Origin of the sequence: Janthinobacterium sp. PSPC3-1, assembly GCF_049896105.1 — a bacterium.
Taxonomy (GTDB): domain Bacteria; phylum Pseudomonadota; class Gammaproteobacteria; order Burkholderiales; family Burkholderiaceae_D; genus Janthinobacterium.
In genome coordinates, this window is the sequence record NZ_JAFCTQ010000020.1 from 59827 (window position 1) to 74615 (window position 14789).

Consider the following 14789-nt stretch of genomic DNA (forward strand, 5'->3'; position numbering starts at 1 on the left):
AATGACGCCGCTTACAGGTTATGATAGCAGCCGTGAAATCCAAACTTATTTCCCCCATGATCTCCTTGCGCGCCAGTGCGCTGGCGTTGCTGCTGGCCGCGCCATGGACGCTGGCGCAGGAGCCCAAGCCTGGCGTGTATGGCGCCGCCGCCGCCACGCCAAACAAGCCCGAGAGCAAGTGGACGCCGCTGCCGGTGGCGCCCGCGCCGAATTTGCCCAATCTGGGCGACGCGTCGCGCCAGGATTTGTCGCCGGCGATGGAGCGCAAGGTTGGCGAAGAGATCATTCGCAGCATCCGCGGCGACCGCGATTATCTCGATGATGCGCCCTTGCTGGAATACATGAATACCTTCGGCAATGCGCTGGTGGCGGCGCGGCCCAGCGTGCGCGGCGAAACCAGCTACGACTATTTCTTTTTTGTCGTGCGCGATCCGCAACTCAATGCGTTTGCCTTGCCGGGCGGCTTTATCGGCGTGCATTCGGCCTTGTTGCTGGCGGCGCAGACCGAGGCGGAACTCGCTTCCGTGCTGTCGCACGAGATCGGCCATGTGGCGCAGCGCCATATCGCGCGCATGCTGGGCCAGCAGCGCCAGGACGCCTTGATGCCGCTGGCGGCGATTCTGCTGGCTGCGCTGGCGTCGCGCGCCGGGGGCGACGTGGCGATGGGCGTGTTTGCCGCCGGCCAGGGCCTGGCGATCCAGCGCCAGCTCAATTTTGGCCGCGACGCCGAGCGCGAGGCCGACCGCATCGGTTTCCAGATCATGGGCGAAGCCGGTTTCGACACCACCGGCATGGTGGCCTTCTTTGGCCGCATGCAGGCGGCCAGCCGTTCGTACAGCGATCTGATGCCGGCCTATCTGCAAACCCACCCTTTGACCACCGACCGCATCGCCGACATCCAGGCGCGCATCCGCGAGCAGCCGTACAAACAGCGGGCCGACAGCCTGAACTTCCACCTGGCGCGCGCGCGTGCCCGCGTGCTGCAGGATGAAAGCATGCAGGGTTTGCTGAACGCCAAAGCAACCTTCAGGACCCAGCTGGAACAGCAAAGCCGTTTCCAGGTGACGGCGGCCCACTATGGCCTGGCGTTTGTCGCCATCAAGCAGGGCAAGACGCTTGAGGCGCAGGCCGAACTCGATGCGGCCAACGCGGCCTTGCACAAGCCGGCCGGGCCGAACGTGCTGACGTCGGGCGGCACGCAGGGCCCCAATTCGCTGCTGGCGGCACTGGCGCTGGAAGTGCTGCTGATGCCGGCGCAAAAGCCGGAAGTGGCGCCCCTGGCGGTGAAGGCGGCCGATGCGGCGCGCCACCAGTTTCCGCTGTCGCGCGGGATTGCCTATCAGTATGCGGAAGCGCTGATCGCCGACAAGCAGCTCGACCAGGCGACCATCTACCTGCGCGACCAGGTGCAGCTCTACAAGGAAGAGCCGGAACTGTACGACTTGCTGGCCAAAGCTTATTCGACCCAGGGCAAGATGGCCTTGCAGCATATCGCGCTGGCCGAATCGTATGTGCTGCAGGGCGCCACCATGGCCGCGCTGGACCAGCTGACGATCGCCCGCAAGTCGACCGACGCCACCTTTTATGACCAGGCCGTGATCGACGCGCGCGAACGCGAGCTGCAGAAGAAGCGGCGCGAACAGCTGGAAGCGGAGAAGTCCTGATCAGGCCGGCTGCGGTACTCTCTGGTAACCGAAGTGCTGTGGCACTTCGGCGTACGCCAGCGGCCGCACCGGGATCGCCTGGCCGCCATGCAGCAAGGTCAAGGCGCCGGCGCCACTGTCCAGCCATGCCAGCAAGGCTTCGTCGCTGACTGCCTTGCCGTCGAGGCGCAACTGTCCCACCACCTGCGCCATGTCGCGGTCGTCGAGTTGCGCGACGATCTCGCCGTGTTGCAGGATCAGCGTACCGTTGTCGCATAGAAACGCCGCATCGATGGCCGGCAAGGGTGCGCCCGTCTGCAGCACAAAGCCGTGCTGCGGGTCGCTGCGCGCGATAAACGGCGTCGCTTCCAGGTTCAGGTAGACGCGCTGCGGGCCGTTCTGGAAAAACCAGCAGCCGCGTTCATCGTGATCATAGTTACGGTTGATAAAGCCGATCAGGGCCGCATGGGCCAGTTTGTCGCCGGGCAGCTGCAATTGCTGCGCGCGCTCGTCGCGCATGCGCCAGTGGCCGCGCGCGTCCAGCCCCAGCCAGCCGTAGCAATGCGGTACGTTCGGCCATTTGGCCAGCGCCTGTTTGACGAGTTCATCCATGTTCAGCAACTTCCTTGAGAGCGGTGATGGCGCCAGCCTGACAGCTTTGCGCCAACGGTGGCGCCGCGCTGCCCTGTTCGAAGAACTGCAGCAAGCGTCGCGGCAGCCAGTCCAGGCTGCTATTGCTGAAGCCGACATGGCCGCCGTGGCGCGGATAATCCAGGGTCACGGCCGGCGAGGCCAGGCGCGGCAGATATTGCCCCGGTAAAAACGGATCATTCTGCGCGTTCAGCACCAAAGTCGGCACGGTGATGTCCTGCAACACATGCCTGGCGCTGGCGCGGTGCCAGTAGTCGTCGGCGTCGCGGTAGCCGTGCAGCGGGGCCGTCACCACATTGTCGAAGGCGTGCAGGTCGCGCGCGGCCAGCATGGCTTCGCGCTCGAACAGGCCGGGAAACTGCTCCAGCTTGGCCAGGCACTTCGGTTTCAGGGTGTTCAGGAACATGCGGGTATACAAACGGTTGGCGCCCGAGGACAGGGCCTTGCCGCCTTGCGCCAGGTCCAGCGGCGCCGAGACGGCGGCGGCCGCGTCGACGAAATCGGCGCCATGCTGCGACTGCCCCAGCCAGCACAGCAGGGCGTTGCCGCCCAGCGAGACGCCGGCCGCGTAAAATTTGCCTGTCGCGCGGGCATGCAAACGGCGCAGCACCCAGTCCACTTCCTCGGCGTCGCCCGAATGATAGAAGCGGGGCGCCTGGTTGGCCTCGCCCGAGCAGCCGCGAAAATGCGGCACCGCGCCCGACCAGCCGCGCGCCGCCACTTGCGCCATCAGGGCGCGCGCGTAATGGCTGTTCGATGAACCCTCCAGCCCGTGGAACAGCACCACGAAGGGCAGGCCCGGCTGGCCGTCGACCAGGTCGACATCGACGAAATCGCCGTCGGGCGCCTGCCAGCGTTCACGCCGGAACGCCACCGCCGGCTTGGCCAGGCAGGTGGCCGGCACGATGGTTTGCAGATGGCCGCCAGGCAACCAGAAAGGCGCGCGGTAGTTCATCGACGGTTAATGCAGGATCTGCGCTCCGGCCGCGTCCGATGGTGCGCCGCCGGGGGCGATCGAGACATGGTGCAGCACGATGCGCCAGCCACGCGGGGTTTTCACGTAGACATTGGTGGCCAGCAAATGCGCGGGCGTGCCTTCGCTGGCGGTGCCGCCCTCGACCACCGTGTGGACCGAGCTCATCAGGTTATGCGTTTCATGCAGCTGGGTCGGCCGGATATGCAGGCCGCCCCCGGCAAGCACGGCTTCCCACGAGGCGCGGATGGCGGCATGGCCGATCAGGCGCGCGCCGCCCGGGTGGATGCAGACGATTTCCTCATCGTCGGCCCACAGCGCCATCAGCGCATCGAGGTCGGCGCGGTTGAGGGCATCATAGAAAGCCGCTTCGACTTCGGCGGCGCTGCCATTCAATTCCTTCACACTTTTCATGACGACTCCGGTCTGGGCGGCTGGGCGGATTAGTGGTGGCCGGCGCTGGCGCCTGGCTTCAGGGTGTAGGCGGTGCCGCAGTAGGGGCACTTGGCCACGCCGTGGCTATCAAACTCCAGGAACACGCGCGGATGCGACGACCACAGCGGCATGGCCGGGTTAGGGCAGTGGGCTGGCAGGTCTTTACCGTCGAGTTCGACCGCTGGCTGGGTGGTGTTTGTCATCTTGTCATGCTCCGTGAGGCTAAGGTATAAGTTATGGTGAAAATGAAGGTGCGATACAACTGCGGCGAAAGCACGATTTTAACGGATTCGCGCAGGCAGTAAAATTCATCCGTAGAATGGCGGCTTGATCCGCTAGGGCAAGCCGCCGTTTTCACCCGAAAAGCGCGCGTGCATGCCGCCACCATGAACCCTGATACCGTCTTTTCATCGCCGCGCGCGATGCCCTTGGCCTGCACCATCGTTGTGCGAATACTACACTTTGCCGGCCGGAGCGCCGTTTGAGCACCACCGTGCAACGCCAGTCGTTCCGCGAAGGCCTGCTGCTGGGCGCACCCACCTTGATCGGCATCGCCGCCTGGGGCATGGTGGTCGGCATCGCCATGGTGAAAAGCGGCCTGACGGTCACGCAGGCCAGCGTGATGACCCTGCTGGTGTTTGCCGGTTCTGCCCAGCTGGCGTCCTTGCCGCTGCTGGCCGCGCACGCGCCGATCTGGGTGATTTTTGCCACCGCGCTGGTGGTCAACCTGCGTTTCGTGATCTTTTCGGCCCTGCTGGCGCCCCATTTTGCCCACCTGCCGTGGCGCCAGCGTCTTGCGCTCGGCTATATTTCGGGCGATATCGCGGTCGGCCTGTTCCTGCAGCGCTACCCGCTGGAAACGCCCGATCCGGGCAAGGTGCCGTTTTTGAAAGGCCTGATCTACCCGAACTGGACGGCCTGGCAGGTGGGCTCGCTGGCCGGCATTTTCCTCGGCGCCGCGGTGCCGGCCGAATGGGGCCTGGGCTTTGCCGGGACCCTGGCCATCATCTGCGTGACAGTGCCGCTGGTGCCGGGCCGCGCGGCCCTGTGCGGCGTGCTGGTGTCGGGCGCGGTGGCGGTGGCTGCCTTCCGCCTGCCGTACAAGCTGGGCTTGCTGGTAGCGGTGCTGGCCGGCATGGTCACCGCCATGGCGGTGGAAGAACTGACGGAAAAATGGACGAAAAAACATGGCTGACGCAATCAACCTGGACAGTTTTGACGTATGGGCCACCATCGTGGTGCTGGTGCTGGCCACGGCCGCCACCCGCAGCACCTTCTGGCTGGTGGGCCATCACATCACGATTCCGCGCCGCGTGAACGAGATGCTGCGCTTTGCGCCGGCCTGCGCGCTGGCGGCGATTATCGCGCCCGGCCTGCTGATGGATGGCGCCCAGGTACAGCTCGACCTGTTCAATTTGAAACTGCTGTCCGGTATTGCCGCGACGATTTTTTATTTGATACGGCGCAATATGCTGCAAACCATCGTGTTCGGCATGCTGGTTTTCACCGGATTGCGCTTGTTGCATGTTTTTCAGTAAAGCGGGACAAATCAGCGAATTGCGCTGGTGCTTGCGGTAAAATAGCGCACTTCCTTCCACTCGTCATCTGGATCGCCATGTCAGCTGTTCTCAACTTCATCCGTCTGCAAGATTTGATCGACCAAAACGCCCTGCAAGGCAAGCGCGTATTCATCCGCGCCGACCTGAACGTGCCGCAAGATGACAGTGGCAAGATCACTGAAGACACCCGCATCCGCGCCTCGGTGCCGGCGATCCGCGCCGCACTGGCCGCTGGCGCCGCCGTCATGGTGACCTCGCACCTGGGCCGTCCGACCGAAGGCGAATTCAAGCCGGCCGACAGCCTGGCGCCGGTCGCGGTCCGTTTGTCGGAACTTCTGGGCCAGGCAGTGGAATTGAAACAGGACTGGATCGACGGCGCCGGCCTGGAATCCCTGGCCGCCGGCCAGGTGGTGCTGCTGGAAAACGTGCGCGTCAACAAGGGCGAAAAGAAAAACAGCGATGAACTGGCGCAAAAAATGGCCAAGCTGTGCGATATCTATGTCAACGACGCCTTCGGCACCGCCCACCGCGCCGAAGCCTCCACCCACGGCATCGCCAAGTTCGCCCCGGTCGCCTGCGCCGGCCCGCTGCTGGCCGCCGAACTGGACGCGCTGGGCAAGGCGCTGCATGCGCCGGCCAGGCCGCTGCTGGCCATCGTTGCCGGTTCCAAAGTGTCGAGCAAGCTGACCATCCTCAAGGCCTTGTCCGACAAGGTCGATAACCTGATCGTCGGGGGCGGCATCGCCAACACCTTCATGAAGGCGGTCGGCTTGAATGTAGGCAAGTCGCTGGTGGAAGCGGAACTGGTCGATGAAGCCAAGGCCATCATCGAGATCATGGCCCAGCGCGGCGCGCAAGTGCCGATTCCGGTCGACGTGGTATGCGCCAAGGAATTCTCGCCAACCGCGACGGCCACCGTCAAGGACGTGGCCGATGTGGCGGACGACGACATGATTCTCGATATCGGCCCGAAAACAGCGGCCCTGCTGGCCGAACAGATTGGCGCTGCCGGCACCATCGTCTGGAACGGTCCGGTCGGTGTATTCGAATTCGATCAGTTCGGCCATGGCACGAAAACGCTGGCGCTGGCCATTGCCGAGTCGAAAGCGTTCTCGATCGCCGGTGGTGGCGACACCCTGGCGGCGATTGCAAAATATGACATTACCGATAAAATCAGCTATATCTCGACCGGCGGCGGCGCCTTCCTGGAATTCCTGGAAGGCAAGACTTTGCCAGCAGTCGAAGTATTGGTCCAGCGCGCCGGCTAAGACAGGGCCGCTGTAAAGTAAGTACGCACCAAGCGCAGCCTGACCGCTGCGCTTTTACCTTGCCGAGGCGCAGTTTTTTAGCCTCGATATGTTCCAACCTCTTGCTCACGCACAAGGAATCCTATGCCACGCGGTACAAAAATCGTAGCAACCATCGGCCCCGCCTCCACCGACCTGGCCATTCTGGTCAAGATGATACGGGCGGGCGTCGACGTGGTGCGTTTGAATTTTTCCCATGGCAAGGCACAAGACCATATCGACCGCGCGGCGCTGGTGCGCCAGGCGGCGGCCGAATGCGGCCGCGAAGTGGCCATCATGGCCGACATGCAGGGCCCAAAAATTCGCGTTGGCAAGTTTGAAAACAGCCGTATCCAGCTGGAACCGGGCGACAAGTTCATTTTGGATGCCAAGTGGGGCGAGAATGGCGAGCTGGGCAACCAGGAACGCGTCGGCCTCGACTACAAGGCCCTTCCGCGCGACCTGAACAAGGATGACGTCTTGCTGCTGAACGACGGCCTGATCGTGCTGATCGTCGAGCGCATCGTCGTCAACGAAATCCACACGGTGGTCAAGATCGGTGGCGAGTTGTCGAACAACAAGGGCATCAATCGCCAGGGCGGCGGCCTGACGGCGCCGGCGCTGACGGCCAAGGACATGGAAGACATCAAGACGGCGATGAGCTTCCAGGCCGACTACCTGGCCATTTCGTTTCCGAAAAACGCGACCGACATGGAAATGGCGCGCACCCTGGCCAATATCGCCGGCGAGCCCTACCACCACAAGCCGATGATGATCGCCAAGATCGAGCGCGCCGAAGCGATACCGGTGCTGCAGGAAATCCTCGACGCCTCCGACGGCATCATGGTGGCGCGCGGCGACCTGGCCGTGGAGGTGGGCAATGCGGCCGTGCCGGCCCTGCAAAAGCGCATGATCAAGATGGCGCGCGCCTCGAACAAGCTGGCGATCACGGCCACGCAGATGATGGAATCGATGATCGTCAACGCCGTGCCGACCCGCGCCGAAGTATCCGACGTGGCCAATGCCGTGCTGGACGGCACCGACGCCGTGATGACCTCGGCCGAGACCGCTTCGGGCAAGTACCCGATCGAGACGGTGGAAATGATGGCCGCCATCTGCGTCGAAGCGGAGCAGTCCGAATACAACAAGCTCGATGCCGACTTCCTGAACGTCACGTTTACCCGCATCGACCAGTCGATCGCCTACGGCGCGCTGTTCACGGCCCACCACCTGCGCGTGAAAGCCATCGTGGCGATGACGGAGTCCGGTTCGACCCCGCTGTGGATGAGCCGCCACAGCATCGACACCCCGATTTTTGCCCTGACGCCCAGCGTGACCACGCAGCGCAAGGCCGCCCTGTACCGCAATGTGCGCGCCTACCACCTGCTGCAGAACGGCAGCAGCGCACAAGTGCTGAAACAGGCCGAAGATTTGCTGGTCGCCAATGGCATCGTCAAAAAGGGCGACATGATCGTCGTCACCTGGGGCTCGCCGATGGGGCAGGCCGGCGGTACCAATGCTCTGAAGATCGTACGCGTGGGCGAATACGACTGAAAACGCCTGACATAACCTACTGCGCGTCGCGATTTGCAGCCTGCGATGCTCACTGTACTAAAGTACAGCTGCGCTTCTCGGCCGCAACTCGCTGCCGCTCGCTACGGTTCTGTCAGACGTTTGTGAAAATTAGCAGACGCCGGCGCGGCTCACCCTGCCGCGAAGCGTCGCCACAGTTTCTATTGTTATCTGGAGTATTACCATGTCTCTCGTATCCATGCGTCAATTGCTGGACCACGCCGCCGAAAACGGTTATGGCATCCCGGCCTTCAACGTCAACAACCTGGAGCAAGTGCAGGCCATCATGGCTGCCGCCGACGCGCTGAACTCGCCGGTGATCATGCAGGCGTCCGCTGGCGCGCGCAAGTACGCCGGTGAAGCCTTCCTGCGTCACCTGATCGACGCCGCCATCGAAGCCTATCCGCATATTCCGGTCGTGATGCACCAGGATCACGGCCAGTCGCCGGCGATCTGCATGGCCGCCATCCGTTCCGGCTTCTCGTCGGTGATGATGGACGGTTCGCTGGAAGCGGACGGCAAGTCGGTCGCCTCGTACGAATACAACGTCGAAGTGTCGCGCGAAGTGGTGAAGTTCTCGCACGCCATCGGCGTCACCGTCGAAGCCGAACTGGGCGTGTTGGGTTCGCTGGAAACCATGAAGGGCGACAAGGAAGACGGCCACGGCGCCGAAGGCACGATGACCCGCGAGCAATTGCTGACGGACGTGGCGCAAGCGGCCGACTTCGTGCAGCGCACCCAGTGCGATGCACTGGCGATCGCCATCGGCACCTCGCACGGCGCCTACAAGTTTACCCGCAAGCCGACCGGCGAAATCCTGGCCATCGACCGCATCAAGGAAATCCACGCACGCATCCCGAACACCCACCTGGTGATGCACGGTTCCTCGTCGGTGCCGCAGGAATTGCTTGCCATCATCCGTGAATTCGGCGGCGACATGAAGGAAACCTATGGCGTGCCGGTCGAAGAGATCCAGGAAGGCATCCGTCACGGCGTGCGCAAGATCAATATCGATACCGATATCCGTCTGGCGATGACGGCCGCGATTCGCCAGTTCATGTTCCAGAACCCGTCCAAATTCGACCCGCGCGACTATCTGAAACCAGCCCGCCTGGCTGCCGAGCAGATCGTGCGCGCCCGCTTCCAGCAGTTTGGCTGCGAAGGCCAGGCGTCGAAAATCAAACAGATTCCGCTGGAAAAAATGGCCGAGCGCTACAAGGCCGGCGAACTGTCGCAGATTGTGAAGTAAAATCTTGTCTGGAACGGGCCCGGACACTGATCCTGGCCCGTTGTTCTCGACCGGCGGGCGACTGTCCTGCGCGCCGGTTTCGCTTCATGTTTCGTTTCATCCAACCACTCCCTCCGCTATGAACAGCCTCTATCAGACCTCCATCCATTCCCTGCCACTGCTCGGCCACGGCAAGGTGCGCGACAACTACGCCGTCGGCGACGACAAGATCCTGATCGTCACCACCGACCGCCTGTCGGCCTTCGACGTCGTCATGAACGAGCCGATTCCCGGCAAGGGCAAGGTCCTCAATCAGATGAGCGACTTCTGGTTCGAAAAGCTGGGCCATATCGTGCCGAACCACCTGACGGGCGTGGCGCCTGAATCGGTGGTGGCGCCTGAGGAAGTGGAGCAGGTACAAGGCCGCGCGGTGGTGGCCAAGCGCCTCAAACCGATCATGGTCGAGGCGGTGGTGCGCGGCTATATCATCGGTTCGGGCTGGAAAGATTACCAGGACACGGGCAGCATCTGCGGCATCGAGCTGCCGGCCGGCCTGCAACAGGCTGAAAAACTGCCGGAACCGCTGTTCACGCCGGCCGCCAAGGCCGAGCTGGGCGAGCACGACGAAAACATCAGCTTTGCTGAAATGGAACAGCGCATCGGCGCGGAACTGGCCGCCAAAATGCGCGACGTCAGCATCCAGTTGTACAAGGCGGCCGCCGACTACGCCGCCACGCGCGGCATCATCATTGCCGACACCAAATTTGAATTCGGCCTGGACGACGATGGCGTGATGCATCTGATGGACGAAGTGCTGACGGCCGATTCCTCGCGCTTCTGGCCGGCCGACTCGTACCAGCCCGGCATGTCGCCGCCATCGTTCGACAAGCAGTTCGTGCGCGACTATCTGGAAACATTGAGCTGGGGCAAGACGGCGCCGGCGCCGGCACTCCCGGCCGACGTGATCGACAAGACCCAGGCCAAGTACTTCGAAGCCATCGAGCGCCTGACCGGCGAGAAGCTGAAGGCCTGAGATGACTGATCAACCAACACCACTGGTCGGCGTGATCATGGGCTCGTCCTCGGACTGGGACGTGATGCAGAACGCCGTCGCCATCCTGAAACAGTTCGGCGTGCCGTTCGAGGCGCAGGTCATTTCCGCGCACCGCATGCCCGACGAAATGTATGCGTATGCGAAAAGCGCGCGTGCGCGTGGCTTGCGCGCGATTATCGCCGGCGCCGGCGGCGCGGCCCACCTGCCTGGCATGGTGGCCGCGATGACCATCGTGCCGGTGCTGGGCGTGCCCGTGCCCTCGAAATACCTGCGCGGCGAAGACTCGATGCTGTCGATCCTGCAGATGCCCAAGGGCGTGCCGGTGGCCACCTTCGCCATCGGCGAAGCGGGCGCCGCGAATGCCGCGCTGACGGCGGTGGCGATGATCGCCGCCAATGACGACGCACTGGCCGCGCAGCTGGAAGCCTTCCGTGTCACGCAAACCGACGCCGCCAAGGCGATGACTTTACCGCTGGAATAAATGAGCAATTCTTTCGATCCGCAGTCCTCTCCCTTCCTGCCCACCGCCAACCCGCCCGCCTGGCTGGGCGTGATGGGCGGCGGCCAGCTGGGCCGCATGTTCGCCCAGGCGGCCCAGGGCATGGGCTACCAGGTGGCAGTCCTTGAGCCATCGGACGCCTGTCCTGCGGGCCAGGTCGCGCAGCGCCTGGTCAACGCCGGCTACAGCGATGCCGCCGGCCTGGATGCCTTGGCCGCGCAATGCCTGGCGGTGACCACCGAATTTGAAAACGTGCCGGCCGACAGCCTGTCGCGCCTGGCCGGCAGCGTGTTTGTCGCGCCGAACGCGCATGGCGTGTCGGTGGCGCAGGACCGCATCGCCGAAAAACGTTTCTTTGTCGATTGCGCCGGGAAATCCGGCGTGCTGCCGGCGCCGCACCAGGTGATCGCCAGCGAGGACGATATCGCCGCGATTCCTGACGACTTGCTGCCCGGTATCTTGAAAACCGTGCGCATGGGCTATGACGGCAAGGGGCAAGTCCGCGTGAAGTCGCGCGACGAGGTGCGCGCCGCGTTTGCCGAGATGGGTCAGGTCACCTGCCTGCTGGAAAAAATGCTGCCGCTGGCCTATGAGGTGTCGGTGCTGACGGCGCGCGGCGTCGATGGTGACTCGGTGGTGTATCCGATCGCCGAAAACGTGCACCGCGACGGCATCCTGTTTACCACCACCGTGCCGGGTCCGAACGTCTCAATCGACTGCGCCGCGAAAGCTCAGCGGGCGGCGCAGGCCATGGTGGCCGAGCTCGGTTATGTGGGCGTGCTGTGCATCGAATTTTTCGTGCTGGCCGACGGTTCGCTGGTGGTCAACGAAATGGCGCCACGGCCGCACAACAGCGGCCATTACACGATGGACGCCTGCGTCACCAGCCAGTTCGCGCAGCAGGTGCGGGCGATGGCGCGCTTGCCGCTGGGCGACACGCGCCAGCACTCGCCAGCGGTGATGCTCAATATTCTGGGCGACGCCTGGTTCAGCGATGACAGCGATGCCATTCGTGAACCTGCCTGGGACCAGGTGCTGGCGCTGCCGGGCGCCTGCCTGCATCTGTACGGCAAGGACGATCCGCGCCGTGGCCGCAAGATGGGGCACCTGACCCTGGTCGCCGCCACCTTGCCGCAAGCACAGCAGCAATTGCATGAGGCTTGCCTGATCCTGGGAATTGCGCCGTGAGCGAGCAGCAGTCGATCATGGCCGCCGCTGCCTTGCTGGAAGCGGGCGCGCTGGTGGCCTTTCCCACCGAGACCGTGTATGGCCTGGGCGCGGATGCGGAAAACCCCGCCGCCGTGGCGCGCATCTATCAGGCCAAGGGCCGCCCGTCGGACCACCCGGTGATCGTGCATGTGGCGCCGGGCGCCGACCTGGCGCACTGGTGCGACGACTTGCCGGTGGAAGCGACGCAACTGGTGGCCGCTTTCTGGCCGGGGCCCCTGACCCTGATCGTCAAGCGCGCCGCGCAGATTCCCGATGCGGTGTCCGGCGGCCAGGATACGGTCGGTTTGCGCTGCCCCTCGCACCCGGTGGCTATCGCCTTGCTAGCCGCTTTCAAGGGCGGCAACGGTGGCGTGGCGGCGCCGTCGGCCAACAAATTCGGCAATGTCAGCCCGACCACCGCGCAGCATGTGCGCGATGAATTCGAGGCCGAACTGGCCAGCGGCTTGCTGGGTGCGGTGCTCGACGGCGGCCAGAGCGAGGTCGGCATCGAGTCGACCATCGTCGATTTGTCGCGCCTGGCCACGCATGGCCCGGTGCTGCTGCGCCCCGGCCATATCAGCGGCGAGCAGATCGCGGCGGTGATCGGCCAGCTGCCGGCCCTGCCCGACGCGGCCGCGCCGCGCGCCTCCGGCACGCTCGATTCGCACTATGCGCCACATACTCCTGTTGCGATGCAGCACGGCGACCTGCTGGGCGAAACCCTGAACCAGCTGCTCAATGCCGGGCGCCGGGTGGCGCTGATCCACTATTCGGACTTGCCGCCGGCGTCGGCCAGCGTGCGCCTGAAGGCGGACCCCGCTTCCTACGCACACGCGCTGTACGCCTCGCTGCGCACGATGGACCAGGTCGGCGCCGAGCTGATCCTGGTGGAAGCACCGCCCACCGGCCCCGCCTGGCTGGGCGTCAATGACCGCCTGCGCCGCGCCGCATTCGGCTCGACCGGCATCCTGCAGCAATTTCTCAGCGTCTGAAACCAGCCCCGTCAGGGGCTTTTTCTTGATGCAACGCAATACAAATCATTGCCACGAATCAGTACTCTTGCGCCATAATTGGTCGTATCGCCCTGTCTTGCCGGTAGGGAAAGAGGTGTTGTAATTTGGCTGTTTTTTCAAGCGTAATTTCTATACAAGCGTACGGAACGATGGCATATTAGTTGGGTAGCGAATAGCACGCCCGTTCGTTTGTAAACCAAAAAAAGACCATTAGGAGACAAAATGCAATACACCAAATTCGCGCTTGCCGCGCTGACAGCGGCTGTCCTGGCCGGTTGCGGCGGCTCCGGCGGCGGCGACCAGACCCTGAAAGTCAAATACACGGCACAAGTCTCGTTCGGCGACAGCCTGTCCGACGTCGGCTCGTATGCGGTCGGCACGGTCGCTGCCCTGAAAGGCGGCAAATTCACCATCAACGGCGACAATACCGCCATCAATCCCGAGCTGACCGGCAAGAACTGGACCGAGCACCTGGCCGCGCAATTCGGCCTGCCGGCACCCTGCGCCGCGCAAACCGGCCTGGACGGCAATGTGGCCCAGGGCTTTTTCGTGCCATCGGTCAAGAAGGCCGGCTGCTTCGGCTATGCCATGGGCGGCTCGCGCGTGACCAACCCGGTCGGCCCGAACAACAAATTGACGGGCAGCGCGCTGGGCGCCCTGACCGTGCCGGTAACCACCCAGATCGCCAACCACCTGGCGGCATCGGGTGGCAAGTTCAGCGGCACCGAAGTGGTGTTCGTGATGGCGGGCGGCAATGACTTGCTGTTCCAGCTGGGTTCCCTGCAAGCGGCCGCCACGGCCGCCGGCACCGCCGCCGGCAGCGCCACGTTTGCCAGCACCCTGATTCCGCTGCTGGCCGCCGGCGCCACCAATCCTGCCACCGCCGGCGCCGCCATCACCGCGGCCGTCCGCACGGCCAGCGCGGCGCCAGGCGCCACCACCACCACCATCGTGACGGCCGCCGTTGGCGCCGCTGCTGTGCAGCCAGGCAATTCGGCGGTCGCTTCGGCCGCCGTCTATGGCCCGATGGTGGCCACGGCGCAAACCGCCGCCACCGCCGCCGGCGCCAAGGCCGGCGCCGACTACGCCGCCGCCAACGGCCCGGCACTGGTGACCGCCATGGGCACGGCCGGTACCGAACTGGTGGCGCTGGTCAAGGACCAGATCATTGCCAAGGGCGCGACCCATGTGGTCGTCAACAACCTGCCGGACGTGGCCAATACGCCATCGGGCCTGAGCAAGGATGCCAACACCCGCGCCTTGATCAATGCCATGGTGAGCGCCTTCAATACCCAGATCAGCACCGGCCTGGCCGCCAATGACAAGGTCCTGCTGGTCGACGTGTTTGCCGTCAGCCACGACCAGGCCAGCAACCCTGGTCCGTATGGTTTGACCAACGTCAAGGAGCCTGCCTGCGACCTGACCGCTGCCAAAAATCCGCTGGGCAGCTCGCTGGTGTGTAACGGCAGCAACCTGATCGCCGGCGACGTCAGCCATTACTCCTATGCCGACGATGTGCATCCTTCGCCGTTCAACAACCTGTTGCTGGCGCGTTATGTGGCCAAAGACATGGTAACGCGCGGCTGGCTGTAATCGGGCAGCGCCCCGGCCATGCCGGGGCGCCTGAAGGAATGACTGGATAGTCCACTATCCGCACATGATGAATC

15 protein-coding genes are annotated in these 14789 nt (G+C 64.0%); 11 read left to right on the plus strand and 4 right to left on the minus strand.

The window, feature by feature from the left end; translation table 11 throughout:
• Positions 1–56 precede the first annotated feature (56 nt).
• Positions 57–1664 (plus strand): M48 family metallopeptidase, encoded by a 1608-nt coding sequence (locus ACP7B7_RS19835; protein WP_308925677.1) that lies wholly within the window; start codon positions 57–59, stop codon positions 1662–1664.
• Here ACP7B7_RS19835 and ACP7B7_RS19840 read toward each other — a convergent pair whose 3' ends face one another.
• The 4 genes from ACP7B7_RS19840 to ACP7B7_RS19855 are packed head-to-tail and all read right to left on the minus strand — an operon-like array spanning position 1665 to position 3905.
• Positions 1665–2255, minus strand: coding sequence for a DUF2946 family protein (locus ACP7B7_RS19840; RefSeq protein ID WP_308924211.1), 591 nt, complete (start codon positions 2253–2255; stop codon positions 1665–1667).
• Positions 2248–3249, minus strand: coding sequence for a YheT family hydrolase (locus tag ACP7B7_RS19845; protein WP_308924212.1), 1002 nt, complete (start codon positions 3247–3249; stop codon positions 2248–2250). Before ACP7B7_RS19845 ends, ACP7B7_RS19840 begins: the two co-directional genes overlap by 8 nt.
• A gap of 6 nt (positions 3250–3255) precedes the next feature.
• Positions 3256–3681, minus strand: a complete 426-nt coding sequence (locus tag ACP7B7_RS19850; RefSeq protein WP_308924213.1) for a YybH family protein — start codon at positions 3679–3681, stop codon at positions 3256–3258.
• A 29-nt stretch (positions 3682–3710) separates the two neighbouring features.
• Positions 3711–3905 (minus strand): zinc-finger domain-containing protein, encoded by a 195-nt coding sequence (locus ACP7B7_RS19855; protein WP_308924214.1) that lies wholly within the window; start codon positions 3903–3905, stop codon positions 3711–3713.
• 278 nt (positions 3906–4183) lie between these two features.
• On the opposite strand from ACP7B7_RS19855, the gene ACP7B7_RS19860 reads away from it, so the two are divergent.
• The 10 genes from ACP7B7_RS19860 to ACP7B7_RS19905 all read left to right on the plus strand — a co-directional run bounded on the left by ACP7B7_RS19860 (position 4184) and on the right by ACP7B7_RS19905 (position 14715).
• Positions 4184–4897, plus strand: coding sequence for an AzlC family ABC transporter permease (locus ACP7B7_RS19860; RefSeq protein WP_308924215.1), 714 nt, complete (start codon positions 4184–4186; stop codon positions 4895–4897).
• Positions 4890–5240, plus strand: a complete 351-nt coding sequence (locus ACP7B7_RS19865; protein ID WP_426077807.1) for an AzlD domain-containing protein — start codon at positions 4890–4892, stop codon at positions 5238–5240. The genes ACP7B7_RS19860 and ACP7B7_RS19865 overlap by 8 nt, the downstream gene beginning before the upstream one ends.
• 77 nt (positions 5241–5317) lie before the next feature.
• On the plus strand, positions 5318–6529 hold the full coding sequence (locus tag ACP7B7_RS19870; RefSeq protein WP_308924216.1) for a phosphoglycerate kinase: 1212 nt from the start codon (positions 5318–5320) through the stop codon (positions 6527–6529).
• Between the two features lie 123 nt (positions 6530–6652).
• Positions 6653–8101, plus strand: coding sequence for a pyruvate kinase (gene pyk, locus ACP7B7_RS19875; RefSeq protein WP_308924217.1), 1449 nt, complete (start codon positions 6653–6655; stop codon positions 8099–8101).
• A gap of 202 nt (positions 8102–8303) precedes the next feature.
• The gene (gene fba, locus ACP7B7_RS19880) at positions 8304–9368 is read left to right on the plus strand and encodes a class II fructose-bisphosphate aldolase (RefSeq protein ID WP_308924218.1); all 1065 of its coding nucleotides are present in this window, start codon (positions 8304–8306) and stop codon (positions 9366–9368) included.
• A 118-nt stretch (positions 9369–9486) separates the two neighbouring features.
• The gene (locus ACP7B7_RS19885) at positions 9487–10380 is read left to right on the plus strand and encodes a phosphoribosylaminoimidazolesuccinocarboxamide synthase (RefSeq protein ID WP_308924219.1); all 894 of its coding nucleotides are present in this window, start codon (positions 9487–9489) and stop codon (positions 10378–10380) included.
• A 1-nt stretch (position 10381) separates the two neighbouring features.
• Positions 10382–10882, plus strand: coding sequence for a 5-(carboxyamino)imidazole ribonucleotide mutase (gene purE / locus ACP7B7_RS19890; protein ID WP_308924220.1), 501 nt, complete (start codon positions 10382–10384; stop codon positions 10880–10882).
• The gene (locus ACP7B7_RS19895; protein WP_426077808.1) at positions 10883–12088 is read left to right on the plus strand and encodes a 5-(carboxyamino)imidazole ribonucleotide synthase; all 1206 of its coding nucleotides are present in this window, start codon (positions 10883–10885) and stop codon (positions 12086–12088) included.
• A gap of 17 nt (positions 12089–12105) precedes the next feature.
• Positions 12106–13101: an L-threonylcarbamoyladenylate synthase gene (locus ACP7B7_RS19900; RefSeq protein WP_426077842.1), complete on the plus strand. Its 996-nt coding sequence runs from the start codon at positions 12106–12108 to the stop codon at positions 13099–13101.
• A gap of 243 nt (positions 13102–13344) precedes the next feature.
• Positions 13345–14715, plus strand: a complete 1371-nt coding sequence (locus ACP7B7_RS19905) for an SGNH/GDSL hydrolase family protein (RefSeq protein WP_426077809.1) — start codon at positions 13345–13347, stop codon at positions 14713–14715.
• Positions 14716–14789: the final 74 nt, after the last annotated feature.